Genomic DNA, 26,287 nt, shown 5'->3' on the forward strand with positions numbered 1-26,287 from the left:
CACATTGTGTTTTTATTTTTAAGTTGCGAATTCAGGTCACTTTCAGCGGCTCCCGGACATCGGGGCGGCGTTTGAACAGAGAGTGAGATGGGGCCTGTAACCGAACCGAAGCGTGTCCTGCTGGTCGAAGACGACACTCTTGTCGCCATGCTGGTCGAGGACATGCTGGATGAGATCGGCTATGCCCTGCACAGCAATCCGGCGACGGTCCCGGCTGCGTTGAAGGCCGTGGCCGATGGCGGGTTCGACATCGCCATACTGGACGTCAACCTGGCGGGCCAGCCGGTCTTTCCGGTCGCCGAGGCGCTGGATGCCGCGGGCATTCCCTTCGTCTTCGCCAGCGGTTACGGCGCCGGTGGCGTACCCGCCGCCTGGGCGGCGCACCCGATAGCGGCCAAACCGTTCCGCATCGACGACCTGGACGCCATCCTGGCCGCCGCCGGCGCGCGCCAGTCTTTGTAGGCAGGGGCGCCGAATGACGTCGCAGGATCCTTCCGCCCATCCCCTGTTTGTCGGCAATGGCGAAATGGCCGCCGAAATGCGCAAGGTCGACTGGACGCGGACGCCGCTGGGCGATCCGGACGGCTGGTCGATGAGCCTGCGCTCGACGGTCCGGACGCTTCTGACCTCACGCTACGCCATGTGGATGGGGTGGGGGCCGGACCTGACCTTCTTCTATAACGATGCCTATGCGCCGACCCTGGGCGTCAAGCATCCGTGGGCGCTGACCCAGCCGGCGCACGAGGTGTGGAAGGAAATCTGGGGCAGTATCGGGCCTATGGCCGGCCAGGTCATGACGACCGGCGAGGCCGTGTTCAACAACGGCCTGCTCTTGTTTCTCGAACGTAGCGGCTTTCCGGAAGAAACCTATCATACCTTTTCGTACAGCCCCCTGTTCGACGATGCCGGCCGGGTCGCGGGCATGCTGTGCGTCGTGGTCGAGGAGACCGACCGGGTGCTTAACGAGCGCCGGCTGGGAACCTTGCGCGAATCCGCCACGACGGCCGCGGCGGCATCGTCCGAGGAGGCCCTGTTCCGGGCGGTCGACGAGACGCTGGGGCACAATCTCAAGGACCTGCCGTTTACCCTGACCTACCTGGCCGATGACGACGGCGCGGCCCGCCGGGTGGCCCGCACCGGCATCGCGGCGGATCACGAGGCCGCGCCGGAAACGGTCAGGCCTGGCGACGGACGCTGGCCGTTCGATGCTGTCGCGGGCGGGCAGCCGTTCGTTGTCGAGGACGTGGAGGCGCGGTTTGGCGCCGTGCCGTCGGGCGACTGGGACAAGCCGCCATCGCGCGCCGTCATCGTGCCCATATCTCAGGGGCAGGACAAGACGGCGGGCTGGTTCGTCGTCGGGCTAAATCCCTACCGGCGCGACGACGAGAACCTGGAGGGTTTCATCACGCTTCTGGCCAGCCAGGTCGCGTCTGCCCTGTCGGGCGTGCGAGCCTATGAGGAGGAGCGCAAGCGCGCCCAGGCCCTGGCCGAGATCGACCGCGCCAAGACCACCTTCTTTTCCAATGTCAGCCATGAATTCCGCACGCCGCTTACCCTGATGCTGGGGCCGCTGGAAGAGGTGCTGGCCAATCCCGCCGGCGCGGAGACCGAAACCCAGGTCGGGCTGGCCCACCGCAACGGCATGCGGTTGCTGCGCCTGGTCAACAGCCTGCTCGATTTCTCACGCATCGAGGCCGGGCGCATGCAGGCGGCCTATGAACCGACGGACCTTGCGGCCTTTACGCGCGACATCGCTTCGACCTTCCGCTCGGCCATCGAAAAGGCCGAGCTGAAGCTGGTCATCGAGACCGGGCCCCTGGCCGGGCCGGTATGGGTCGACCGGGAAATGTGGGAAAAGATCCTGCTGAACCTGCTGTCGAACGCCTTCAAGTTCACTTTCGACGGCGAAATCGCCGTGCGCGTGCGCAGCGACGACGGCCAGGCCGTGGTCGAGGTGGCCGACAGCGGCATCGGCGTGGCGGAGGCCGAGCTGCCGCGCCTGTTCGACCGTTTCCACCGTGTCGAGGGCGCGCAGGGACGCAGTTTCGAGGGCACGGGCATCGGCCTGGCGCTCGTGCAGGAGCTGGTGCGGCTGCACGGCGGCGAGATTTCGGTCGCAAGCCAGGCGGGCAAAGGCACGACCTTCTCGGTCCGTCTGCCGCTGGGCCGGGCGCACCTGCCGCAGGACCGCGTGCGCGAGGACGCAAAGGCGCAGGCGGTGACGCGCGCCAATCCCTATATCGAAGAGGCGATGCGCTGGATCCGCGAGACGCCTGGTGAGCGCGGCCATGCCGAGGCCGGGCTGGGCGGCGATACGCTGTCGAGCGTCGACGCCGGCCTGGGCGAGGGGCGGACGGTGATCCTGGCCGACGACAATGCTGACATGCGCGACTATGTCGGCCGGCTGCTGGAGGCGCGCAGCTATCGCGTAATGGCCTTCGACAATGGCGAGGACGCCGTGACGGCGGCGCGCAAGGTGCGGCCGGACCTGATCCTGTCGGATGTGATGATGCCCAGGCTGGACGGTTTCGGGGTGCTGGCGGCGATCCGCGGCGACCCGCAACTGGCCGACGTGCCGGTCATTCTGCTGTCGGCGCGGGCCGGTGAGGAGGCCAAGGTCGAGGGGCTGGACGCCGGGGCCGACGATTATCTGACCAAACCGTTCGCGGCGCGGGAGCTGCTGGCCCGCGTCAACGCCAACATCCAGATGGCGGCGGTGCGCCGCGACGCCGAACGCCGCATCATCGCCAGCGAGCGCCGGGCTGTCATGTCGCAGGAACGGCTGTCGATGGCGCTGTCGACCGGGCGCGTGTCGGTCTTCCAGTGGGATGCCGGCACGGATCGCGCTGTCGTGCAGGGACCGCTGGTCGCGCTTTATGGTGTCGATGCAAGGGACGCCGAGCGCGGCCTGCCGTTGACGGCCTTCTTCGAGGGTATCGAGCCGGAGGACCACGCACGGGTACGGGCCGCGCTGGACGCATCGGTAGCGACGGGCGCGCCCTTTGAAGCGGAATACCGCACGCACGGCGTTGGAGAGGTCCACACGGTGCTGGCGCGCGGCCAGATCGATCAGGCCAGGCGCATGTCGGGCGTCATTATCGACCTGACCGAGGAAAAGGCCGCGGAGGCGACCCTGCGCAAGCAGCAGGCCGAGCTGGAAGAGCGGTCGCGTGCGCTGGGCATCCTCAATGACGCGTCCGGCGCCATCAACGGCAACCTGGATGTCGAGACCGTGGTCCAGGCCATTACCGACGCAGGTGTGGCCCTGTCGGGCGCTGAGTTCGGGGCCTTCTTCTACAACGTCATGGACGACCAGGGGGAATGGTACACCCTCTATACCCTGTCCGGCGCGCCGCGCTCGGCGTTCGAAAAGTTCCCGATGCCGCGCAATACGCAGGTATTCGCGCCGACCTTCAATGGCGACGGCATCGTGCGGTCGGACGACATCACCAAGGACCCACGCTACGGACACAATGCGCCGCGCAAGGGCATGCCGGAAGGACATCTTCCGGTCTGTTCCTATCTGGCGGTGCCGGTCAAGGCGCGGTCGGGGACGGTGCTGGGCGGGCTGTTCTTCGGGCATTCGAAGCCCGCTGTGTTCGGTGACAGTGTCGAGGCGCAGGTCGAGACCCTGGCCAACCAGGCGGCCGTCGCCATCGATAATGCCCAGCTGTTCCAGGCGGCGCAGCGCGAGATTGCCCAGCGCCGCAAGGCGGAGGACGAATTGCAAGCGTTGAACGCCGGCCTCGAGGAACGCGTGGCCGTCGAGGTCGAGGAGCGTACCCAGGTCGAGGAGGCCTTGCGCCAGGCGCAGAAGATGGAAGCGGTCGGGCAGCTGACCGGCGGCGTGGCGCACGATTTCAACAATCTGCTCACCGTAATCATCGGCGGGCTCGACACCATCAAGCGCGCCCGGCCCGAGGATACGGCGCGCATTTCGCGGGCGACCGACATGGCCCTGCAAGGGGCGCAGCGCGCCGCCAGCCTGACCGGGCGGCTGCTGGCCTTTTCGCGGCGGCAGCCGCTGGCGCCGAAGCCTCTGGACCTGAACCTGCTGGTCCGCGACATGACCGAGCTGTTGCACCGGACGCTGGGCGAAACGATCGAGCTGGAGGGGATACTCGCGCCGCGCCTGTGGACGGTCGAGGCCGACCAGAACCAGCTGGAAAGCGCGGTCATAAACCTGGCGGTCAATGCGCGCGACGCCATGCCGGACGGCGGCAAGCTGACCATCGAGACCGCCAATACGGCTTTGGACGAAGCCTATGCCGCCGTCGACAGCGAGGTCATTCCCGGACAGTACGTGGTCATCGCCGTCAGCGATACCGGCCACGGCATGGACAAGGATACGGTGAAGCGCGTCTTCGAGCCCTTCTTCACCACCAAGGAGGTCGGGCGCGGCACGGGGCTGGGGCTTTCCCAGGTCTACGGCTTCGTCAAGCAGTCCGGCGGCCACGTCACCATCTACAGCGAGTCCGGGCAAGGCACGACGGTCAAGATGTACTTCCCGCGCTATCGCGGCGGCACTGAGGACGTGGCCGAGGAAACCCACGCCGTGCCGGCGGGCAGCGCGGGCGAGGTCGTGCTGCTGGTCGAGGATAATGAGGAGGTGCGCGCCTATAGCGCCATGATCCTGAACGAGCTGGGCTATGAGGTGCTGGAGGCGGCGGACGCCGACGCGGCGCTGGCCATCGTCCGGAGCGCGGCGCGGATCGACCTTCTGTTCACCGACGTCGTGCTGCCGGGCAAGAGCGGGCGGGTGCTGGCCGACATGGCGGCCGAGGTCCGGCCGGGACTGAAGGTTCTGTTCACCACCGGCTATTCGCGCAACGCCATCGTGCACCATGGTCGGCTGGACCCGGGGGTGCAGTTGATCACCAAGCCGTTCACCTTCGAACAGCTGGCGACGCGGATTCGGGACATTCTGGATCAGGGCTGAACGGCGGCCTTGTCGAAATCGGCGTAGATGTGATCCGGATCGGCGGGATCGATGCGCAGTTTAAGGATGCCGTCACCCAGGTCGAGGCGCAGGACGTTGTCATCGTCCGCCGCAAGGACGTTTTCCGCGATGATATAGTCGGCGGCGAGCGTTACCGGCTTGTTGCAGGCGAACGGAATTGACGCGATCAGCGCCTGTTTGTCGATCCTGCCGGTATTGACGGTGTCCGGCTCCGGCAGACGATGGATGATGGGGGCCCAGGCCGGATTGATGACGCTAACATCGCCCCACGGAACAATCCAAAAGGGCGGGGCGTCATGACGAAGGGCCGATGGCTGTAAAAAGGGACTCGATATGGCCGTTTCCCTGGAAGCATTTCGGCTGGTCGTGCAGACCGCGATCGGCGACCGAATAGAGGACGGCGCGGGCCACCACTTCCTCGGGGCCCCGGCGGATTTCCTCGACACGTTCGCCGACCCCTTCGCCGAGCGACCGCGTGTAGTGATAGGCGATGAACTGGCCGGCCGGAATCGCGGCGAGGTCGAACGGGCCGGCATAGCGGTAGGCCGTGCAGGTCTTTGGCGTAAATGCCGGGTCCAGATGATTGGCGGCGCGGAACATGCGTTTCCAGTAGCGCTTGTATTGGGCGCAATCCGGCACATCGGCTGGCAGGACGGTATAGCGGTAGACGCCCAGGGGCGCGCCGGTGACCGGCCAGAATGTGCGGTCCGGATCGTCCGGAACGCCCGGCTCGAGCATGTCCACCACCATGTCGACCGTCGTGACGCCCGGCCGGGCAAACCACAGGGACGCGTCGCCGGACGCCGCATAGCCGTCGGTGTGGCCGGCGGGGACAAGCCTTCCGCCGGTCGTGGCGGGGTCTGCGACGGTGCGGAGGTCGAGCAGGCCGGAAATGCGCAGGCCCGGTTTGAGCCATTGCGGATGGCCGTCGATTTCGCACTGTGTTTCCGCGGCGGCCAGCGCCTTATCGTCCACCGTCACGACACGGTAGGTGCTCTCATCCGATATGCAGGACGACAGCAAGGCCGCCGAAGCGGCGGCCAGCACCCCGTACAAAAGGCGTTTTGCCTGTCCCCCCTTTGGCATGTGCGTCACGCCGCTTCGGTCTTCGGCGTGGCCAGCAGCGGCGGGTGCGGCAGGGTGAAGTGGACGCGCGTGCCGGGGCCGGGTTTGGGCTCGACCCAGATGCGGCCGCCGTGGCGTTCGGCGATCTTGCGGCAGATGCTGAGGCCCAGGCCCGTGCCGGGATATTCCTCCCACGAATGCAGGCGGCGGAAGGGCTCGAAAACCTTCTCGGTGAATTCGGGATCGATGCCGATGCCGTTGTCCTCGACCGTGATGTCCCAGCGGTCGCCGGCCTCGACGGCCGAGACGTGGATGACCGCCGTCTGGCCGGGCGGCTGGTACTTGATGCCGTTGCCGATCAGGTTTTCCAGCAGGCGCTGGATCTGTACCGGATTGCCGCCGGCCAGGGGCAGCATGCCGGCTTCGATGCGCGCGCCGGTCTCGTCGAGCAGGCGGGCCAGGTTGCCGCGCGCCTGGCGCACGGCGTCGCCCAGGTCGACGGCGCTGAATTCCTCATGGTCGTTGCGCATGCGCGAATAGGCCAGCAGGTCGAGGATCATGGCCTGCATCCGCGTCGCCGCCGCCGATATGGTGCGCAGGTATTTGCGGCCGCGTTCGTCGACCGCGTCCTGATAGTCTTCGAGCACCATCTGGCTGTAGATGTTGACCATGCGCACCGGCTCCTGCATGTCGTGCGAAGCGACATAGGCGAAGCGTTCCAGTTCGGTGTTGGATTGCGTCAGTTCCTTGAGCAGCTTTTCGCGGGCCTCGGCTTCGCGGCGCGCCGTGTCGATTTCGCGCGTGATGAAGTGCGAGACCAGCCATAGCGCCAGGCCCGCCGTCACGGCGATCCAGACCAGGGTCACGACGGCGAAGCTGATGCCGCGTTCGCGCCGGTAGGTGTCGGCATGGGCCCGGGTCTTGAGCATCTCGGTGCGGGTGTCGGCGACGACGCGCTCGATATCGGCCTGGAAGGTCATGCGCGACTGGCGCGTGCGGTCGCCGATGGCGATGGCGTCCTTGATCGATCCGGCGCGGGCCACTTTGGACAGGTCGCGGCGGACGGCGACGAAATCCCGGGTCTTGGCTTCGAGGGCGGTCAGGTCGGCCATGCTCTCGCCGTGCCACTGCGGGATTTCGGCTTCGATGCGGTCGAGGTCGCGGTCGAGACGGCCGGCATAGGTGTCGGTTTCGGTCGGATTGCGCGAGGCGTAGATGCCGCGCGACTCCATGACCGCGCTGCTGATCAGGTAGTTGAGGCGTTCGCCGCGATAGGCGTTTTCGGCCGCGCGGTCGTATTCCGCCATCATGCCGTTGTAGTCGGAGATGGTGGACAGGCCGAACAGCATGACGACCAGCGTCATGGCTACGAAACCCCCGACAAGGGTCAGGATGCGCGCGCGCAGGGACATGAATGTGAGTGCCAGATTCCCGGAAAAAGCGAGCGCATGATGCCTGTGCGGGAAGCGCGGGGCAAGCGCAAATCGCGGACGAAGCCCGTGGCGTACCTTCGGCTCAGCAGCTCACGCCCGGCAGGGCATAGGCCTTGCCGGTATCGTGGCGGACGGCGACGCATTCGCCGCCGCGCCGCTGGATATCGAAGCGGATCGGCATGGCGGGCGAATTGCCCTCATAGGGTCCGGGCGGCTGGGGCAGGACCGTGACCACCGTGCCGTCGCTGGGTCCAAGCTCGACATGGGCGCGGCCTGTGGCCTGGGCCAGGGCTTCGGAGACCTGGGCGCGGGTGCGGGCGTCGCTCATGTCGATGGCGGCCCGCCCGTCGGCCGCCATGGTCTGGCACGCCGACAGGCCGAGCGCCGCGAGGAGGAGGGCGCGTTTCATCGCCCGCGCTGCCTTACGTCCATATTGCTGTCCATGATCGAGCGCTGGGGCTTGATCAGGGCCGGGCCGGTGGGCGTCGTGGACCGCGCCGCGCTGATGCGGGCCGATACCGCCGAAACGGCCGGACATGTGCCCGCCGTGGCGTAGGACAGGGCGCTCTTCAGCAGGGCTTCGTTGCCGTCGCCCAGGTCGTGGCTGAAGTCATCATTGACCGCGCAGCCAGCGATCTTCACGCCCGTGGTGTCGCTGGAATTGGTTGGCGTGAAGCCGTCGGCATAGTCGCCGAAGCCGGCGTCGTTGGTGCCCTGGAACTGGATCGAGTAGTAGGTCGTGCCGCAATTGTCCTGCGGGTAGAAGCCGTAGGGCTTACCGCAGGTCTTGCCGCCGACCTGGATGACGTTGACGCCGATGCCGCGCAGGCCGTTGATCACGCTTTCCGAAGCCGAGCAGGTCTCGTCCGTCGTCAGCACGAAGACGCGGTTGAGGTTGAGCGCGGGCAGGGCGGTGCCGCTGGTCACCGAGAAACCCAGCGCGGTGTTGTAGAAGGGGATCGGATTGTTGACCGCGCCGGTGACGGGATCGTTGTTGCCGGCGGCGGCGTTGAAGCGCAGCTTGTCGAACGTCTTGCCCGTGCTGGCGCTGCCCGAGACCATGTAGCTGAGTTCCGAGGCCACGGCCAGCAGGCCGCCGCCGTTGTAGCGCAGGTCGAGCACGAGGTCCTTCACGCCCTGGGTCTGCATCGAGGTCATGGCGTTGACGATATCGCTTTCGCTCGAATAGGGGCTGAAGGTGTTGAACAGGATATAGCCGACCTTGTTGCCGTTGCTGTCGTTGAGGACGCGCGTGCGGTTGACCGGCTTGGGCGAGATGTTCTGCGAGGTCAGGCTGATCGAGCGCGTGGTCGAGGCGCCCGGGTCCTGGACGACGAGGTTGACGGTGACGCCCGCCGATGACGGGAAGACGGCGGCGTTGAGCGCGTCGACCTGCGCCTGGGTGTTGGCGCCGTTGACGGCGTCGACGCCGTTGACCGTCAGGATCTTGGTGCCGCGGACGAGCGCGGGGACGCCGTTCTGCAGGGCTGCCGCGGGCGAGCCGGGTTCGGTATACATGACGCGGACGTCGCGCGGCGGCGTGGCCTGGATGACGATGAATTCGGCGCCGTAGCTGCCCGACGCGGCCGATGTCAGGCGCGACAGGTAGTCGGCGGTCGACTCGCTGAAGTGGAACTGGTCCTTGGCGATGCCCGACGCGGTGACGGCCGTGGTCTTGAGCACGTTGAAATAACTGACCGGCGTGGAGTAGCCGGCGGGATCGGCATCGGCGACCTCGGTGTTCCACAGGTAGGTTTCGTGGGTCCACGAGCGCAGCCACATCTTTTCGTCCTGCGACGTGCCGGCCCGGTCGGGATAGGTGTTGCCCTGGATGTCGGTGCCGGTGCGGACGGTGGCGCACTTGTCCTTGAAGGTGCTGGCGGCGGCGAACACGCCCGAGACCCAGGCATTGGCCGCGGTGCTGCTGCTGCTGGAACTGCTGCTGCTCGAACTGCTGCTGGATGACGAGCCGCCCGACGGGCTGCTGAAAGAACTTCCGCCGCCGCCTCCGCCGCCGCAGGCGGACAGGCAGGCCATGGCCGTGATGGCGATACAGAGATGCTGGATTCTGAACATGTTTTCCCCTCGTCAGGCCTATAGCCGTACACCTTTAACGCGCTTCCGCAAAGAGGCTGTCGCAAACGTGAATTCGACGCGGGGAAGAGGGGTTACTGGGCCCTGCGATTGAAGAGCTTCGCCAGCTCGTCGTCGCTGAGGCGCGACACGTCGAGGACCTCGCCCAGTTCGAGCTTGCGCGGGAACTGGCCGGCCCACAGCGCCTTGACCAGGTCGATGCCGAAGACCTCCTGGAAGAGGGCCGGATCGACGCGGACGGCGTCGCTGCCGGGATGGCCGCAGAGCCAGGCGGCTTCGTACTGGCCGGGGGATTCGCTTATCGTATCGATGCAGGCCAGGAAGGTCTGGCGGATCTCGTTGTCGGTAATGGGCAGGATCAGACCGGTGCCGAGCGCATGGACGATGTTGGGCAGGGCCTCGAGGCCGGTGCGAAAGGCGTCGAAATCACGGACGAAGGCCGGCCGGACGATTTCGGGCGAGGAAAGCGTTGTGGTCACGTCGACGATCCCGTTTCTTTAACCTATGGGCACTTAGCGCCGAAAGGATTTACTCAGAGTTAAAGCGGGGAAGCGTTTACCCTGTTATTGTGACAACTATTTGTAATAACGGCATTTTACAAATATTGCGACGCGGTGACAATGCCTGGTCGGACGGCGTCAGGTCAGGTCGGCGACCACGGTGCGGACGATATCCGCCGCCGTTTCGATTTCGTCGGCCGTCGTGTCCCGGCTCAGGCTGAAGCGAACCGATCCCGAGACCGTTTCGGGCGGGAGGCTGAGGGCGCGCAGGGCGCGGGCGAAGCCTTCGGTGGCCGACGAGCAGGCGCTGCCGGCCGAGGCGCAGATGCCGTGGCGGTCCAGCATGGCCAGCAGTTCGGTATTGGCCAGGCCGGGCCAGGCCAGCATGGCTGTGTTGGCGGCGCGCGGCGCCTGCTCGCCGATGACGACGCAGCCGGTTTCGGCCTTGAGCCGGGCTTCGAAGCGGTCGCGCAGCGCGCGCATCGGAGCGATGAAATCGTGGCCGGGGCGGGTCAGCGCCATGGCCGCGGCGGCAAAGCCGACGATCGCCGGCACGTTCTCGGTACCGCCCCGGCGCCGGCCTTCCTGGGTGCCGCCGGTCCACAGCGGTTCCAGTCCGGCGCCGTCGCGCACCATCAGAAGGCCGGTGCCCTTGGGACCGTGGATCTTGTGCGACGAATAGGTCGCGTAGTCGGCCCTGAACCGGATCAGGTCGGGGGCGGTCCGTCCCGGGGCCTGGGACGCATCGACATGGACGGCGGCGCCCCGGTTCCGCGCCATGGCGATGACGGCTTCGACATCGTTGACGATCCCGGTTTCCCCGCCCATCAGCGCCACCGAGATCAGGTCGTCCGGCCCGGGATCGAGCGCCTCGAAATTGTCGGCGGTGACGGCGCCGTTTTCCCGGGGCGCCGCAAAGGCGATGGCGCCCTGGCCGGCGGCCTGCACGGCGGCGGCGATGACCGAGACGTGTTCTGTCCGCGCGATCAGGATGCGGCGGGGCGGCTGCCCGTTCAGGCGCGCGCCGCGCATGACCAGGGCGTTGGCCTCGGTGGCGCCGCTGGTGAAGACGATCTCGTCCGGCCGGCAATGGAGGGTCTCGGCCAGGCTTTCGCGCGCGCCTTCGACGGCGCGGCGGGCCTGGCGGCCGGGCTGGTGGCGGATGCTCGACGGATTGGCCCAGTTGTCGCGCAGCCAGGGGAGCATGGCCTCGAAGGCCTCGTCGCAAAGCCGCGTGGACGCATTGTTGTCCAGGTAGATCATCGTCAACGGCCGCTTTTCACGTCGGACAGGGGCAGGATGAGCGACTCGCCGGTGAGCCAGTCCGGATCGAAGGCCGCCATCCGCCGCCGGGTCTCGCGGTAGAGGTCGGCCGCGCTGCTGAGCCGCCCGGGCGCCGCTATGGCCGCCAGGTCGAAGCGCTCCTCGGGCAGCGGATGGCCGTCGCTGTACAGGCGCAGGACGACAGTCATCGGCACGCCCGGCACGGCCAGCGCGGCCAGCACCACGGCTTCGAACAGCTTGCGGTGGATCTGGGCGTCGTCGGCGATGTCGTAGAAGAAGTCGTAATGGCCGAAGCCGCGGACCGCCGCGTCGGCCATGCTGCCGGCAAGGGTCGTCGCGCAGGTCGGCTGGCCGTTTTCATGCGTAACGCGGATTGCCGCGCCATAACGGCCGAGATGGCCGAGCAGGGGATCGGCCGCGATGAACAGGCCATGGCCTTCGCCTCCGGTGTCGCGCAGCAGGCACAGGCCCGCCTGGCCGTAGAGTTCGGCCTCGTCCGGCGCCTGGGCGAGCATGCGCTTGAGGGCCTTGGCGATGCGCTTGGTCCCGGCGGTACGGTAGCGCGACTGGCCGACGACTTCGACATTGCGGATGCCGAAGGTGTCGAGGCTTTGACGGTAGGTGTCGGGGACCGTGTCGGGACCGTAGTCGCGGTCATTGGGCTGCAGGCGCAGGTCGCCGACCGGAATGCGCAGGGTCGCCTCACGGCCGCTTTTGCCGAGATCGGCGACGGTGCGGGCGGCGGCGGCCAGGGTCGAGATTTCGGTGTCGGACGGACGGAGCGCCCGAATGGCGTCGGACGTGGCGCCGCTGCGGGCGACGACGCCGGGCGACAGGGTGAAGTGCCCGCCCTCGACCAGCGATTTCACCGTGGGCGCCGGAGCGGTACCATGTTGCGGAGATATCTGGCTCACCGTGAGCTGTCCCCCAGAAAATACAAAGGGCCGGATATGCAAATCCGGCCAGATGCAACGACGCTAACATACGGGTGTTCGAAGCGGACTTACATCGGCTTACAAGGTGCCGGCTTACACGCGCTGACATGGGATTCTGCCGCCGGTTGCAATTGTCCGTATGCGATGCAATGAATGGGGGAAGGCCTGTTGTTTTTGACCACGAACCGGGGGTTGGGCGTGTTGATTTCCACGAATATGGGCGCTGCCGGCGCCAAGCGGTCAGGCGTGCCGACGTCCCTCTGTACCGGCAATACAAAGCAGTCGGCGTGTCATTGCTTCACCCAGGCCGAGATGGACAAGTTCTCGGCGCGCAACGACATCTTTTCGCGGATTCGCGGAGCTTTCGCGCTCTCTACGGAACAAGACGGATCGGCCTTCCATTTCGTGGTCATCGACGGCCGTCATTCCTGTATCACCAGCCTGGGCTTCCAGCCCGAACGCGCCGGCGCGCCGGAAGCACAGGAGCATCGCAAGCCCGTCATGCCGCTGTCCGAGCGAAAGGCCGCGGAAGGTGACGTTATCGGCATCCTGGAAGATTGCCTGGAAGCCAATCCGGACCTCGACAAGGTGGCGGCCTGGGCGCGCTATTACCTGGCCAATCGTGAACAACCCCTGTCGGCCAGTCCGTCGCGTCTCGAGCAGGCCCTGGCCGTGACCATGGCGCGCCGCGGCAACGTGATCACCCTGACCAGGGATGACCGGGACTACGCCAGGGAAAAAGGCCTGATCGTTCTCGACAACTACCTGTCCGACCTGCCGCGGTGGGGCGCCCTGTGGCGGCGGGCGATCAGTGTGCTGGGCGGCGTGCCCGACGACGTGGCCCGCAACAGCGCCGCGCCGGTCGATGCGGAGACCCTGCCTTTCCTGCTGGCCGAGTTCATGCAGTTCAGGCGTCCGGGCGAGCCGCGCAAGGACTTCATGGCCCGCATGCGGACATCGCCGCCCGGCATCGCCTTCCTGCCGATCCGCATACTGGGGCAGTACCGCGCCGCCGCCGCCTGGTTCTACTGCGGCGCTTACAATGACAACAAGGAGCTTTCGGAGCATGTCGGCCACCACCTGGCCTACGGCGGCGACGGCCGGATGGACTGGCTGGCGGAAACGGTGGAAAGCGCCGTCCTGGACAATGCGACCTTCGATCTGCTGGCGGCGGTCCATTATTTCGAGGCGCCCGCCGGCTGCACGATGAAAAGCTGCCGCAATCTCTGGGAGGCGCTGAAGGGATTCTGGTGCAGCCGGTCGATCGCCCTTGAAAACGGCCGGCAGACGACGAACTCCGCCGAGACTGAATTGCCCGGCCTGCTTTCGCGGCTGCCGACGGAGGTTGTGACCATCGACCTGCATCACGAGCCGGACGTGGTCGATCTGCTGGGTTTCGAACGCATGCATTTCCGGTGTCCTCTGATGGACCCGCACTATGTGGCGGAGGCGAAGCGCGACGTCGAGGGGATGATCCGCGCCGTAATCCATCCGGCGGCCAAGCGTCTGGCCATGACCATTCGCGTCCGGGCGGAGCGCGACCGGCGGGAGGCGGAACAGGACCGGCAGGAGGCCGAGGGCCGCCTGGTGAAGGAGGCGGCGGCGCGCAAGCAGGCCAGCGAGGCGGCGGCGCGCGAGACCCTGACCAAGATCGGGGTGACCGGCCACGACTTCGCCAATTCGCTCAAGGACCTGATGGCGCTGTCTTCGATCGACGATGTCGATCCGGAGGCGGCCTATGTGCGGCTGGTCATGGTCAACAATCGCGCCCGGCAGCTCGAATGCCATGCCTCGCTCCTGCGCAGCATCGTGCGCGACGAGGGCAAGGCGGTGGACGCCAACTGGTCCGACCCCGACACGCATCCCGTCGAGGAAGACCGCCTGTTCTGGCGCGACTACGTGCATTCCGTCACCCTGTGCACTGTCTTCGCCGAGCGCTGGATTCTGCTCGGGTCGCGGCGGAACGAGGCGCGCTCGATCGCACTGAACTACAGCCTGCGCTTCGAAGGGCCGGGCGGCGAGACGCTGGAGCATCGGCCCGGGACCACGATGATAACGGCCGATTCCGCCGTCCTGGCGTCCTTTCCCGAACTGACGACCCGCGACGTGCCGCCGTGGCCCATCCGGCGCCTTATCCGCGGCGAGCGCGACCGGCTGAGCGAGAACGGCAAGCTGATGACCCTGATGTGGGGACCGTTCGAGCTTTTGCGCAATGCCGGCCGGGCGTCGGCGGCGCTCCTGTGCGACCTGGAGCAGACGACCCGTGACATCGACATGCACTTTTCCATCGGCCGTGAGGGCGGACGCTGGTGTTTCCGGGCGGCGGTCGACAACGACATCCAGGACTGGGCGTCGGCCGGGGAGCCGCATGATATCGCGTCCCTGCGCCGCGTGATGGACTGCGTGCCGGACTCGATCTTCCGCCGGGAAGTCGTGAGCCGGCGCCGGGTCCGCTATTCCTATCAAGGCTTTCTTTCCTGACCGGAGGACCTGGCATGCGTATCCGTAATCTTGCGATGTTTTTTCCGGACGACACGCCCATATCGGAGCGGGCCCACTTCATCGACGTGAACGACACGCCCATGCGCTGGGAAGGCCACTGCCGCGAGATATTCCGCCAGAACCTGCTGGAGTTCGACTTCCTGTCCAGCGACATCAATTTCCGCGAGGACAAGTCCGACCCCTGCGCCGGCAACACGCTGGAACAGAATTCCGCCGGGCTGGTCCACGCCCTGGCCGGACTGGCCCGGCGCCAGGCCCTGGACGGGCACGGCAACCAGTTGCCCCTGGCCTGGGAGATGCGGTCCATGACGCCGCACTTCTTCAGGAAGGAACCCGACGCCATCCGGGTTTACGGACTGCTCAGGTCCCTGGCGGCGCGGCCCCGGAAAGACGAGACGCTGGAAGACTGCATCTGGCGGGAATACGAGGAGATGCATGACGACTTCCTGCCGCATGACCGCGAAGACTGGAAGGACCAGCCGCTGAGCGTGATCATGGCGGGAGACCTGGCGGCCCAGAAGCAGCGCACCAGCAATCTGTCCCATGCGGTTGGCCGCCTGTTGCCGCGCTGGCGCGTCATGTTGCTCGACAGCATCGTCCATGGGCAGTGCGTCGTTCATCATTCGACGGCGCTGCAGCAGGTGCGGCGCCTGGCCGATGCCTGCAAGGGCGGCGCCCAGTCCATACCGCGCCAGGACCCGCCCATCTTCCTGCCGATAGGGGACAGGTTCGGCAATGCCTGCTACGGAATCGACCTGTTTTCGATATTTTCCGACCGGGTGACCTATGACCCGATGCAGCGCACCTGGTCGTTGAATGTCGCCGAGCGGCCGACATCGAACCCCCGCCTGCGCGGGCCGGGTGACTGGCGCGAGACCAGTACGGTGCTGGACTGGTTCACGATCGTCACCGAACTGGCCGGCAGCACGAAACTGCCGCCGCGCAAGGTGCTGGCCAAGACGTGTGATGAGGTCATCCGGATGCTGGACGCCAGGGATCCGGACGACCGGGCGCGCGGCGGCGAGGACGCGCTGAGCTGTTTCGTCAGGGACAGCGACGGGGAAGTCCGGGCCATGGTCTACTGTTTCATGGTGGCCCACAGCATTATCGTGCACGACAACTGCAATTTCGGTCAAAAGCACCTGGACAGCCTGTACAAGCTCGACTTTACCAATCCCCAGACCTGGGGGCGTAACGGCCTGAAGCAGAACCCCAAGCTCTTCCCGTCCAATCCCGCCACCAGGCTGACGATCACCCCGGAGAAGTTCGGCAAGATGCTGTACGGCGCCATGAAGGGGAACGGGCACGACCTGCTGGGCAAGCACTGGGACTGGATGCGCGAAGGCCTGGTCGACTGGCTGGAACGGCCGGCCAATGCCGCGCTGCTGGGCCGGGCAAGGAAGCGCGCGCCGGGCCTGTTCGAGGTCTGACCCGGGCGCCTGGCACCCTCGCAGGGAGAGGTAAGCAGACGTTACTCCCTCATCGCGTGTTTACGGCATATTAGCCTTGTCCAAGGGAGCGATGACCGCTCCCGCGGCATGGTCCGGTAAGCATCCGATACAGGAGGGAACAAACATGCATATCTTGTCCATTCTCGCCGATCATGGCCTTCTGGTCGCCCTCGAGTTCATCGTCGGGACCCTCGTCGCCGCCGTCACCTTCGCTATACGGCGCAGCAGCGGGTTCCGGACCTGGGCAGGGCAGGCCGTCACGGCGGCGGTTACCCAGTGGTTCGCCAACATCGCCAGCGGCGGTCACCTGCCGTTTCCCATCCAGCCCGACGTGTCGGCGATAAGCTTTCCGGCGGTCGTGGCCGCCGGGGTGATCGGCTTCTTCGTCGGCCTGTTGGTCCAGATGCTTATCGGGCGGCCGCTCCTGGCCCGAAAACCCGGCCGGACGGTCGAAGACGACTGAGACCGGAGGGCTCCTCGACATCGAGGAGCCCTTTTTCGTCATGCGGGCGGGGCGTCGTCGACGGGCTAATACCAGGGTTTCAGTGCGGGGCCACACCGTCGCAGGTGGTGTCGAGCCGCCACATTTCGCTGGACGTGCCGCCGGAATAGTAGCCCAGGTGCTGGACGCTGCGGCGGTCGCCGCCGGTACAGACCAGGGTGAAGTCGCCGTCCCCGCCGGTGTGCAGGAAGACATAGATGTCTTCGCCGGCCCAGAGGTGGAGGCCGCTTGTCGTGGGGCAGCCGTATCGGCTGTCGTCACCGTCCGGCACGACGGTGCTTTTCTGAAGGCAGACCGTCGAATAACCGGCGGCGATATCGGCCCTGTTGAAGTGGATGACGGTGACGCCGACCAGACCAACATAGGCGGCGGCGATCGCGGCAGCGGCCAGTCCCAGCCAGATTTTCCAACGCATGATCGTCCCTCCCTGGGTTCAGGATAACAGTCGGGTGTGACAGGCTCAATGCGGCGGGCATTCGTATTCCCGGCTTTGCGAATACGTATTCTGATTGCGGTCGGTGCCGGTATCCCCGTAACTCGGGGAAAAATCCGGGAACAGGGGCAAATGGCTGGAAAATATATCGGATCGCTGACCGCCATGCGCGGGGTGGCGGCGCTTTGGGTCATGCTGTTTCACATCGATGTCAGCCTGTTCTATCGCGACATGGGGGCGCTCATTTCACGCGACGCCACGGGGATTTTGTCGAAAGGCTATCTGTGGGTCGACTTCTTCTTCATCCTCAGCGGCTTCATCATCGCGCACGTCTATGCCGAGGGCATGACGCGGGCAGGCAAGGGCCGGGCGGTCGCCGACTATCTGTGGGCGCGGGTGGCCAGGGTCTATCCGCTGCATCTTTTTTGTCTGGGGCTGGTGGTCTTGATCGCGCTGACATATCCGCTGTTTCTGCCCGGCGTGCAGGACGGGTCGTGGAAGACCTTCATGGCGTGGAAGGCCATTCCGTCGAACCTGTTGATGACGCACGCCATGAACCAGCACGTCTATCTGTCCTGGGACATCGTGTCGTGGTCGATCGGCGCGGAATGGTGGACCTATGTCGCGACCCTGCCGTTGTTATTGTTTTGGGTGCGGATGCCGGGCTGGAGTGCGGGATTGACGGTGGTCGTCACGTTCGCCTGTCTGGCCGGGCTGGTGGCGGCGCTGCCGGACAAGAACCTCGATATCACCTTTAACTGGGGCTTCTTCCGCTGTCTGTCCGGCTTCGTTATCGGCATGGCGGTGTGGAAGACGTGGAAGGCCGGGGCGCTGAAGTGGGCCGGGCACGATCTGGTGCTGGTTGTCCTGCTGGCGGGCCTGGCGGCGGCCTTTCACTTCAAGACCTTCGGGCCGTATGGCGATCTGATGGTGGTGCCGGCGTTCGCGCTGCTGGTCGTCGGGCTGGCGCACAACAGCGGAGCGGTGCAGGCCGTACTGAATACGAAGCCTCTGCAGTACCTCGGGCGGATTTCCTATTCGCTGTACCTGGTGCACGGCGTGGCGTTCAGCGCCTTCTGGTTCCTGATGCCGTGGGCGAAGGCGCATCTTGGCGTGCCGACCGAGGCCGGGCGCTGGCTGTATGCGGCAGGGTTTATCGCGATCGTCGTGGTGGTGTCGCACCTGACCTATGCTTTCGTCGAGCGGCCGGCGCGGCTGTTCCTGCTGGGCTTGCGGCGCGAACGCCCACACGGGGCTATTTGACGCAGGCCCGCGCCGTCGCGTCGCCGTCGCAGCTATAGACGTGGACCCAGTCGACCTGCATCGACTTGGGGAAGCCGCCGAGCGTCACGCCGCCTTCGTCGTGGCTTTCCGGCCAGAGCCCGCCGACCGCCAGGTCGAGGATCAGGTAGAAGGGCTTGTCGAACGGCGGCAGGCCGGGGCCCGAAGGTTTGGCGTGCGCCCAGTTGGCCAGTTTGGCCGAGCCGTAGGGCTTGTCGTCGAGCAGCCAGGTGATGCGGTCGGCGGACCACTCGACCGAATAGGTGTGCCAGTCGCCGAGCGCCGCGGCGGGCAGGCGGGCGATGGCCTGGGACTGTTCCCAGGGCTGGTCGTAATGGAGGGTGCCGTAGAGGTCGTTTTCCACCGGGCCGACGCAAGACGAGCATTTGGCGCCGAGATTGACCGCTTCCAGGATGTCGAGCTCGCCGGACTTCGGCCACGGACCGTAGGTGTCGGTCTCAGGCAGCATCCAGATGGCTGGCCACACGCCCTGGCCCTGGGGCAGGCGAGCGCGGACATCGACGCGGCCGTAGGTGAAGCTGAAGGCGCCGCGCGTCATGATCTTGCCCGAAGAAAAGGGCTTGGTGGCGCGGGCGATCTCTTTCGCCGGATCGCGCTGGTCGGCGGGCAGGGCGGGGCCGGTCACCTCTTCGAGGCGCGCGGTCAGTTCCAGCATGCCGTCGTGGACGGCGACGTTTTCAGGGCGGCGCGTGTAGCACTGGCGTTCCTGGTTGCCGCCGCCCCAGCAATCCTGGGCCGGGGTCCAGTGTGTGGCATCCAGCGTCGTGCCGTCGAATTCGTCGGCGAAGACCAGATGCCACTGAGAGGGCTGGGCGGTTTGGGCGGCGGCGCCGTGCGCGCCGAGCAGGCACAGGGCCGACAGGAGGGCGAGGGCGGCAGTCCGCATGGGGGCTCCATGAAAGGAAAAAGGGCCGGAGGCGGGGGCTACCGTCTCCGGCCAGGGTCAGCAGCCTAGTAGCTTAAACGCAGGCGCATGCCGTAGGTGGCCGGCCGTGTGAAGAAGCGGGTATTGTTGAACTGGGTGATCAGGATACCCGCCGTGTGCACGCCGTTGGTGACGTTGTTGCCGTAGGCTTCGACGCGCACCTTGCCCGACGGCGAGGTCCAGCCGGCGCCCAGGTCGACGGTCCAGTAGGCCGGAAGCGTGTCGTCGAGGCGCATGCGGTAGGTCGTCGTGTTGGGGGCGACCGGAACGCCGTAGGGATGGGCGTTGTCGATCGTCGAGCCCGCCACCAGGGTGCCGGCCTTGTAGGCTTCGTAGACATAGTCTTCACCGTTGAAGATGGTGAAATAGCTCTTCGAACGGTAGCCCGGCGCGATGATCCAGTCGGCCTGGCCGCCCCAGAGGCTGAACTTCTGGGTGAAGCTGGCGTTGAACTGGAGCTCGGCGGTGCGCGGCAGACGCTTGCCCTTGATGTCGCGCATGCCGGCGCCGACGCTGTCGACGTCCGACTGGAAGCGGAAGTCCTCGATCATCTGCGAATGCATGACCTTGGCGATCGGCAGCCACAGCAGGTTGAAATTGGCCGTCATGCGGTGTTCGGGGAACTGCAGGCCGCCTTCGATCTGGGTGCCGCCGATGGCCGAGTTGGCGGCGTTGTAATTGTAGTTGACCACGATGGCGCCGGCGGCGAAGCCGGTCGGCGGCACGATGGTGTGGCCCTGGGCCGTGTTGAAGGCCGCCACCGCATTGAGGCTGAGCAGCGAGCTTAACACCTGGTCCTTGTAGTCCTCATAGAAGACCGTGGCGTTCAGCTTGGCCGGCAGGCCCGCGAAGGTAAAGCGGTTCTTGGAGCCCAGCTCATAGTTGGTCAGGTGTTCCGGGCGGTAGGTCGGCGCGATGCCGCCGGTGCCGATATTGTCGTTGAAGCCGCCCGACTTGTTGCCCGTGGCGACCAGGGCATAGGCCAGGTTGTCGGGCGTCAGGTCGGTTTCATAGCGCAGGCGCCAGTCGACGAAGTGCTGCTTCATCGAGGCGTCTTCGTTCCAGAACTCGCCGGCGTCGATCGTCTCGTAGCGGTAGAGGCCGTCGGCGGCGCAGACCAGGTAGGGCGTGGCCGGGTTGGGCACGCACGGGCCGGTGCGGCCCGTCGGGATCTGGCCGTTCGGGAAGATCGACGGCACGGTGTCGTTGATGCCGAACGACTTGATGCCGCCGAGGTAGAAGTTGAGACCGACCTGGGCAGCGTTGGGATCGGTCGGGTTGGGAATGGTCCAGACCTTGCGGTCGATGCCCATGAATTCGAAACCGGGCGTGCCGATGACCGGGCCCATGCAGCAGTTGTAGTCGTCGGCGCCGAGCGCCATCAGGTAGCGGGCGGCGACACCCACGCGTTCCTTGGCGTCCTCGGTATAGCGCACGCCGAAGGTAAAGCGGTTGCGGTCGTTCATATGCCAGGTGTTGTCGGTGTACAGCGCCCAGGATTTGCCGTCGACGTGCGGCATGTTGAACTCGATGCCCTGGTAGTAGGCGTTCTGGTCGGACACGCCTTCCAGGAAGGCCTTCTGCTTCTCAAGGAAGTTGAAGGCGCCGACCGTCCAGTCGAAGGCCGCGCCCTTGGGGGCGGTGAAACGCAGTTCCTGGGTCTGCGAGTTCGACATGGTCTGGGTTTCGAAGTGCGTCCAGTCGGTCGCAAGGCTGCCGGTGGAATCGCCGGCATTGAGGCTGGCGAGCGTGCCGGTACCCCAGTCAGGGTGGCCCGGCGGCGTGCCGTTCCATTGGCTGAACAGGTGGCGGGAGCTGAGGATCAGCTCGGCGTTGAAGGCGTCGCCGTGGTAGTTCAGGTCGCCCTTCAGGCCGTTGTGCACCGTGTCGACGTGCGGCGAATAGGCGTAGGTATAGACCTTGCGCGGATCCTTGATGGTGTCGGGATCGACGCCCGCGCCGAGGACGCCGGCATAGTTGGTGCCGGTAACGCCCGTGCCGCGTTCATGGATGCCGTCGGCCGAGACCAGCAGGTCCCAGTGGTCGTTCGGCTTGAACAGGAGCTGGGCGCGGCCGGCCGTGTTGTCCTCGATTTCAGGCAGCTTGGCGTTGGTCGCCCCGCCGATGCTTTTCGTGTAGGAGCCGTGGCCCGACTGCATGCCGGACAGGCGCACGGCGACCTTGTCGCCGAACGGGATGTTGATCATGGCTTCGGCGTTTTCCTGGCCGTAATTGCCGGCGCCGACTTCCAGGCTGCCCTGGTAGATGTTGAGGCCCGGGTGCCAGGGGATGATGTTGACCGTCCCGGCGGTGGCGTTGCGGCCGCGCAGCGTGCCCTGGGGCCCTATGTTCACTTCGACGCGGTCGATGTCGAAGAAGGCCGAGCCGAAGCCGGCGGGGCGCGGGATATAGACGCCGTCGAGGTGGGTGCCGGCGGCGGGGTCGCCCAGTTCGGTGTTGTTGGACGAGCCGACGCCGCGAATCCACACTTCGATATTGTTGCTGTTGGGCAGGATCTGCACGCCCGGAATCTTGCCTTCCAGGTCGGTGATGTTCTGGACGCCGGTTTCCTTGAGCGTCTTGCCGTCGATGCTGACCGCGGTGCCGCCGTACTTTTGCAGGCTTTGCGTCTTGCGTTCGACGGTGACGATGACGGCGTCGTCATCCTTGGCGGACGTCTTGTCCTTGGTCTGGGTCTGGGTCTGGGTTTGGGCCTGCGCCGCACCGGCCAGCAGGCCGGCGAGCATGGCGATGGACGCCCCGGCCATCAGGGTCGCTTTCATTCTTCGGTTCCTCCGGACTCTTGTGTCTTGTTCCCCCACCCGGGCCGGCTTTGGCCGGAAAATCCGCAGCGGTAGGGTGTTGGTAGGGTCCGTGTGGCCGTTTTGTAAATCTTTTCTGACAACGTTATCTTAATCATTTCATATTGTGGAATTCCAATAATTATTTGTAATTAAATGAAAATGCAAAAATGACACACCAAAAAAACTTTAATGATCGTTTCAGTTGTGTCCTATCTGTCCGGAGTGGACAAGACATTGTCTGTCCGTTATGCCATAAGGCAGACAGACAGTTTTAGCCCGTAGCCGGAACCCTGCCGGGTTCTGCGGGCCAGTGGCATAAAGGCGGGCATGGACCGGAAACCCACCATCATCGACGTGGCGCAGGCCGCGGGCGTATCCATCAAGACCGTATCGAGGGTCATCAACAACGAGCGTTACGTTTCGGACGACACGCGCGTCCGTGTCCGCCAGGCGATCGCGGAGCTGGGGTTCGAGGCGAACGTGGCGGCGCGCGACATGCGCGGCCAGGTGCAGCGCACGCATCTGATCGCGCAGCTGTATGGCGATCCGGGCGGCGTCTATACCAGCGACATCCAGGTCGGATTGCTCGAGCGCTGCCGGTATTTCGGCTACCACCTGCTGGTCGAGGAGCTGGACTACCAGAGCCCGGACGTCGAGCGGCGGCTAAGCAACCTCTTGCGGCGCTACCGCTTCGACGGGGCGGTGCTGACGGCGCCGCTGACCGACAACGCGGCCGTGCTGGCGGCGCTCGACGCGGCGGGCATTCCGTTCGTCTGCGTGACGCCGGTGCACGCGCGGGCCGATACGCCGTCGGTCAGCACGGACGAGCGCAAGGCCGCCTATCAGCTGACGCAGCATCTCCTGTCCTATGGCCACCGCCGCATAGGTTTCCTGCGCGGGCTGCCCAACCACGCGGCGACGCAACTGCGCATGGCCGGGTTCGCCCAGGCCATGGCCGAGGCGGGCGCCCCGGTCGATCCCGGGCTGATCGAGGACGGCAATTTCCGTTATTTCACGGCGCTGCCGTGTGCTCAGCGTCTGCTGTCGCGGCCGGACCGGCCGACGGCGATCTTCGCCAGCAATGACGAGATGGCCGCGGCGGTACTGAAGGTCGCGCACGAGATGGAGTTCAGCTTGCCGGGCGACCTGTCCGTCGTGGGCTTCGACGATGTGCCGGCGTCCGAAATGCTGTGGCCGCCCCTGACCACCGTGCGTCAGCCCGTCCAGAAGCTGGGCGCGGCGGCGGCGGACCTTTTGTTCGCGCGTCTTTCGCCGCTGGGAACGGGCACGTGGCCAAGTCCCGTGCCACGTCTGATCCTGCAGCACGATGTAGTGTTGCGCGGATCGACGGCTGCGGCGCGCTGAGGCGAGGATAAGACGAAGGATACAACGAACGGTTTTAACCCTATCCTTATGGGGTTAACGCGGTCGGTCCTCGATTTTTTAGACGTTACGGCGGCATATGGGACCAATAATGCCGGCAATGCCGGCGGAGACCGCTTCCCGGCGTTCGATATCACATCCCTGGAGGCGGGACTCTTTTGCCCCAGGGAGGCACCATGACACTCGCACTTTCCGTTTCCGGCATCGGTGATGGCCGGTTGATCCCGGAGCGCCACGCCCTGTGCGCGCCGCATGGCCGGCCCGCCGGCAATGTCAGTCCGGCCTTGAGCTGGGCGCACGCGCCGGAAGGCACGCGGTCCTTCGCGCTGGTCGTCGTCGATCATGACGCGGCGATCGAGCGGTCCAATGTCAACAAGCTGGGCCGCACCGTGGCCGAGGACATGCCGCGGCGCGATTTCCACCACTGGCTGCTGATCGATATTCCAGCGGACCTGACAGGGCTGGAAGAGGGCGAAAGCGGCGGCGGCGTGCGCGGCCGCAACGATTTCGGCCCGAAGAGCCATTCGGTCAACGGCTATGACGGGCCGTGCCCGCCGTGGAACGACGAACGCGCCCACCGCTATGAGTTCATCCTGCACGCGGTCGACACGCCGTCGCTGCGTCTGGAAGAGGGCTTTACCTGGGAGGACCTTCGGCCGCTGCTCGACAAGCACAGCCTGGGCAGCACGTCCGTTATGGGAACCTATTCGACAAACCGGATGCTGGTGCCGGGTTAGGATCAGTTGCCGCACATGGCGATGAACAGGGGCGCTTCGGGTTTCAGCCTTTGCGCCAGCGGCAGGTACGACGGCTCAAAGGCCGATGCGAACCAGAAGACATTGCCGGCGCGGGCGGGCTCGAACGCGCCGGAATATTCCTTTTCACCGGCCGCTGCGCGCTGTGCGTCGAAGGCGACCTTCGAGTGCTTGAATTCCTCATGCGGCGTGTCGCCGTTGGCGTAGGGGTAGAGCCAGGCGAAGCCCTTGGCCACCGAACTGCCGGTCGGCGAGGTGTAGTGGAACCAGTCTTCGCCGCGCATGCGCGCCGCCAGGGCTGCCTGGGTGAAGGGTTCCAGATCGTAGATCACATAGTGCAGGGCGTCGCGCTCGGCGAAGTCGATCACTTCGCCGTCCGGTTTGATATTGGCGGCGACCTGGGCCTGGAAGAGGCGGCGGGCGTCGTTGAACAGGGCGTCGTCCCCCGTGGCGGCCGCAATCATGGTGATGATCTTTACGCGGTGGCTCTGCCAGTTGTTGTCCCAGGTGTGGGCCTGGGGGCTTTGGCTTACGACGTTGTGGGCGTCGACCGAGGCGACGATGTCACGGCCCCACTTGCGGAGGAAGGCGTCGGCTTTCGTCCGGTCGGCGGGGTCGAGCCGCGGGGCGATGACGGCGTAGGTGTCGAAAAAGGCGTCGAAATTGGTTTCGTCGATCGGGTTGAGATTGGGCTGGTAGACGGCGGCCCAGGCGTTGAAATACCGGATTGACAATGTCAGGTAGGCGTCGCCTGCGCCGGCGCGCCAGGCGTAAGCGGCATCGCGCATGATCGGGAGTTGCTTGCGCGCCTCTATGCTTTGGTCGCGGATGCCCTGGTGCGGCAGGGTGCCTTCGGTATGCATGACCGCCATGGGCCTGGGCTGGCTGTCGAGCAGGGGCTGAAGGCGTTTGGTCACGGCTGGAAGGGACTGTGCGGCTTCGGCCGGGGATACGGAACACCAGTCGCCGGCGTGCGCGGACCGGGCGGCCGCCAGGGGCAGGGCGAGGGCCATCACGGCCAGAAGGGCTGAGCGCATGTTTCCACTCCGTTATTATTGGTCAGGTGACTTGACCTCTTTTGTCGGCGACCATAGGCGGGTTCGACTGGAAGCGCAACCCGTTCCGGTCGCCTTGCATCCTGCCGAAAACGGCGACATGGTGCCAGATATATTCGGGGGGAATACCATGTGGCCTTTCAAGCGGCAGCCGTTGCTGGACGAAGACACGGCGCAGTGGCACATCGACAATGCCTGCTGGTTCCTGCGGCATTTCGGGCGGACGCCCATGGTGGCCGATGCGCGGCTGGTCCTGCCGGGGCGGGGCTATTTCCGGCTTCGCGGCGATCTTGCGGGCATCGATCTGGCGCGCGAAATCCTGAAGCAGATGAAGGCCTTTATCGGCCGGTCCGACTGGTCCCTGGATGTCGCCGAAGAGGGCGAGGCCGACGAAAACACGATCATCGTGTCCTGGGAAACCGGTGACGATCCCTACAGGCTGGTCTGTCTGCTGGGCTATGAGATGGCGTGGCGGGTGCTGGCCTCCGTGGAGGAAGATCCGCCGTGCGACGAGGACAACTGGCCGGAACTGGCCAATGCCGCGAGCTGTTTCATGGGCTTCGGCGTCATTATCGCCGACCAGGTAATGGCGCCCGACCCGCAGGCGATCGAACGATTCCGGAAGACGAAGGTCTGGGACGCGGCGCCCGCGCGGTGGACCTGGCTGCCGGAGGCCGAGATCGTGTTCGACCTGGCGATTTTCCTGACCTTCAAGGACCTGGACGCCGGCAGGGCGATTGACTTTTTGAAACCGTTGGTCGGTGAGACGCTGAAAGCGGCCATGGCCGATGTTGCCCCGTACCGGAAGCTGTTGCTGGATGCGAGGGACGGGTTCTGGAGCCCGGCTTCGTAGGACCCCGGGGGGCGGGTTGTACGCCGCCGGATTCAGGTCTATTCTGATGCG

Annotated in this window: 21 protein-coding genes; 10 read left to right on the top strand and 11 right to left on the bottom strand. The window is 65.8% G+C overall.

Annotation, left to right across the window (positions count from 1 at the left end; all coding sequences use genetic code 11):
- Window positions 1–87 precede the first annotated feature (87 nt).
- The 3 genes from AB8717_RS10040 to AB8717_RS10050 are packed head-to-tail and all read left to right on the top strand — an operon-like array spanning window position 88 to window position 5,121.
- The gene (locus tag AB8717_RS10040; protein ID WP_443747196.1) at window positions 88–462 is read left to right on the top strand and encodes a response regulator; all 375 of its coding nucleotides are present in this window, start codon (window positions 88–90) and stop codon (window positions 460–462) included.
- A 13-nt stretch (window positions 463–475) separates the two neighbouring features.
- Window positions 476–4,939, top strand: a complete 4,464-nt coding sequence (locus tag AB8717_RS10045) for an ATP-binding protein (RefSeq protein ID WP_443747197.1) — start codon at window positions 476–478, stop codon at window positions 4,937–4,939.
- Window positions 4,940–4,968: 29 nt separating this feature from the next.
- The gene (locus AB8717_RS10050) at window positions 4,969–5,121 is read left to right on the top strand and encodes a hypothetical protein (protein ID WP_443747198.1); all 153 of its coding nucleotides are present in this window, start codon (window positions 4,969–4,971) and stop codon (window positions 5,119–5,121) included.
- A gap of 133 nt (window positions 5,122–5,254) precedes the next feature.
- Here the strand turns inward: AB8717_RS10050 and AB8717_RS10055 are convergent, their stop codons facing one another.
- From AB8717_RS10055 to AB8717_RS10085, 7 genes are all read right to left on the bottom strand, one after another.
- Window positions 5,255–6,046, bottom strand: a complete 792-nt coding sequence (locus tag AB8717_RS10055; protein ID WP_443747199.1) for a hypothetical protein — start codon at window positions 6,044–6,046, stop codon at window positions 5,255–5,257.
- Window positions 6,047–6,051: 5 nt separating this feature from the next.
- The gene (locus AB8717_RS10060) at window positions 6,052–7,437 is read right to left on the bottom strand and encodes a sensor histidine kinase (protein ID WP_443747200.1); all 1,386 of its coding nucleotides are present in this window, start codon (window positions 7,435–7,437) and stop codon (window positions 6,052–6,054) included.
- Between the two features lie 103 nt (window positions 7,438–7,540).
- Complete coding sequence (locus AB8717_RS10065) at window positions 7,541–7,867, bottom strand: hypothetical protein (protein WP_443747201.1); 327 nt, start codon at window positions 7,865–7,867, stop codon at window positions 7,541–7,543.
- Window positions 7,864–9,534 carry a S41 family peptidase gene (locus AB8717_RS10070; protein ID WP_443747202.1) on the bottom strand — a complete coding sequence of 557 codons (1,671 nt, stop codon included), beginning with the start codon at window positions 9,532–9,534 and terminating at the stop codon, window positions 7,864–7,866. Before AB8717_RS10070 ends, AB8717_RS10065 begins: the two co-directional genes overlap by 4 nt.
- 92 nt (window positions 9,535–9,626) lie before the next feature.
- Complete coding sequence (locus tag AB8717_RS10075) at window positions 9,627–10,031, bottom strand: hypothetical protein (RefSeq protein WP_443747203.1); 405 nt, start codon at window positions 10,029–10,031, stop codon at window positions 9,627–9,629.
- A gap of 159 nt (window positions 10,032–10,190) precedes the next feature.
- Window positions 10,191–11,315 carry a cysteine desulfurase family protein gene (locus AB8717_RS10080; RefSeq protein WP_443750874.1) on the bottom strand — a complete coding sequence of 375 codons (1,125 nt, stop codon included), beginning with the start codon at window positions 11,313–11,315 and terminating at the stop codon, window positions 10,191–10,193.
- 2 nt (window positions 11,316–11,317) lie between these two features.
- The gene (locus tag AB8717_RS10085) at window positions 11,318–12,250 is read right to left on the bottom strand and encodes a hypothetical protein (protein ID WP_443747204.1); all 933 of its coding nucleotides are present in this window, start codon (window positions 12,248–12,250) and stop codon (window positions 11,318–11,320) included.
- A gap of 219 nt (window positions 12,251–12,469) precedes the next feature.
- On the opposite strand from AB8717_RS10085, the gene AB8717_RS10090 reads away from it, so the two are divergent.
- The 3 genes from AB8717_RS10090 (at window position 12,470) to AB8717_RS10100 (ending at window position 16,687) form a co-directional block, all read left to right on the top strand.
- Complete coding sequence (locus AB8717_RS10090; RefSeq protein ID WP_443747205.1) at window positions 12,470–14,752, top strand: hypothetical protein; 2,283 nt, start codon at window positions 12,470–12,472, stop codon at window positions 14,750–14,752.
- A 14-nt stretch (window positions 14,753–14,766) separates the two neighbouring features.
- Window positions 14,767–16,203: a hypothetical protein gene (locus tag AB8717_RS10095; RefSeq protein WP_443747206.1), complete on the top strand. Its 1,437-nt coding sequence runs from the start codon at window positions 14,767–14,769 to the stop codon at window positions 16,201–16,203.
- A 145-nt stretch (window positions 16,204–16,348) separates the two neighbouring features.
- Window positions 16,349–16,687, top strand: coding sequence for a hypothetical protein (locus tag AB8717_RS10100; RefSeq protein ID WP_443747207.1), 339 nt, complete (start codon window positions 16,349–16,351; stop codon window positions 16,685–16,687).
- Window positions 16,688–16,766: 79 nt separating this feature from the next.
- On the opposite strand, the gene AB8717_RS10105 is transcribed toward AB8717_RS10100, so the two are convergent.
- On the bottom strand, window positions 16,767–17,141 hold the full coding sequence (locus tag AB8717_RS10105) for a hypothetical protein (protein WP_443747208.1): 375 nt from the start codon (window positions 17,139–17,141) through the stop codon (window positions 16,767–16,769).
- 150 nt (window positions 17,142–17,291) lie between these two features.
- Here AB8717_RS10105 and AB8717_RS10110 point away from each other — a divergent pair, with 150 nt between their 5' ends.
- On the top strand, window positions 17,292–18,422 hold the full coding sequence (locus AB8717_RS10110; protein WP_443747209.1) for an acyltransferase family protein: 1,131 nt from the start codon (window positions 17,292–17,294) through the stop codon (window positions 18,420–18,422).
- Here the strand turns inward: AB8717_RS10110 and AB8717_RS10115 are convergent.
- Both AB8717_RS10115 and AB8717_RS10120 read right to left on the bottom strand, forming a co-directional pair.
- Window positions 18,415–19,347: a glycoside hydrolase family 16 protein gene (locus AB8717_RS10115; RefSeq protein ID WP_443747210.1), complete on the bottom strand. Its 933-nt coding sequence runs from the start codon at window positions 19,345–19,347 to the stop codon at window positions 18,415–18,417. The two genes, AB8717_RS10110 and AB8717_RS10115, sit on opposite strands and share 8 nt — an antisense overlap.
- Window positions 19,348–19,412: 65 nt before the next feature.
- Complete coding sequence (locus AB8717_RS10120) at window positions 19,413–22,169, bottom strand: TonB-dependent receptor (RefSeq protein ID WP_443747211.1); 2,757 nt, start codon at window positions 22,167–22,169, stop codon at window positions 19,413–19,415.
- Between the two features lie 348 nt (window positions 22,170–22,517).
- Between AB8717_RS10120 and AB8717_RS10125 the strand changes: the two genes are divergently transcribed.
- Together AB8717_RS10125 and AB8717_RS10130 are read left to right on the top strand one after the other, a co-directional pair.
- The gene (locus AB8717_RS10125) at window positions 22,518–23,555 is read left to right on the top strand and encodes a LacI family DNA-binding transcriptional regulator (protein WP_443747212.1); all 1,038 of its coding nucleotides are present in this window, start codon (window positions 22,518–22,520) and stop codon (window positions 23,553–23,555) included.
- 194 nt (window positions 23,556–23,749) lie between these two features.
- Window positions 23,750–24,310: a YbhB/YbcL family Raf kinase inhibitor-like protein gene (locus tag AB8717_RS10130; RefSeq protein ID WP_443747213.1), complete on the top strand. Its 561-nt coding sequence runs from the start codon at window positions 23,750–23,752 to the stop codon at window positions 24,308–24,310.
- A gap of 2 nt (window positions 24,311–24,312) precedes the next feature.
- Here the strand turns inward: AB8717_RS10130 and AB8717_RS10135 are convergent, their stop codons facing one another.
- A complete protein-coding gene (locus tag AB8717_RS10135) occupies window positions 24,313–25,365 on the bottom strand; it encodes an alginate lyase family protein (protein WP_443747214.1) in 1,053 nt (350 codons plus the stop codon).
- A gap of 148 nt (window positions 25,366–25,513) precedes the next feature.
- Here AB8717_RS10135 and AB8717_RS10140 point away from each other — a divergent pair, with 148 nt between their 5' ends.
- Entirely contained in the window at window positions 25,514–26,236 is a 723-nt protein-coding gene (locus AB8717_RS10140; RefSeq protein WP_443747215.1) for a hypothetical protein, read from the top strand.
- Window positions 26,237–26,287: the final 51 nt, after the last annotated feature.

Origin of the sequence: Asticcacaulis solisilvae (genome assembly GCF_052327315.1) — a bacterium.
Classification (GTDB): Bacteria; Pseudomonadota; Alphaproteobacteria; order Caulobacterales; family Caulobacteraceae; genus Asticcacaulis; species Asticcacaulis solisilvae_B.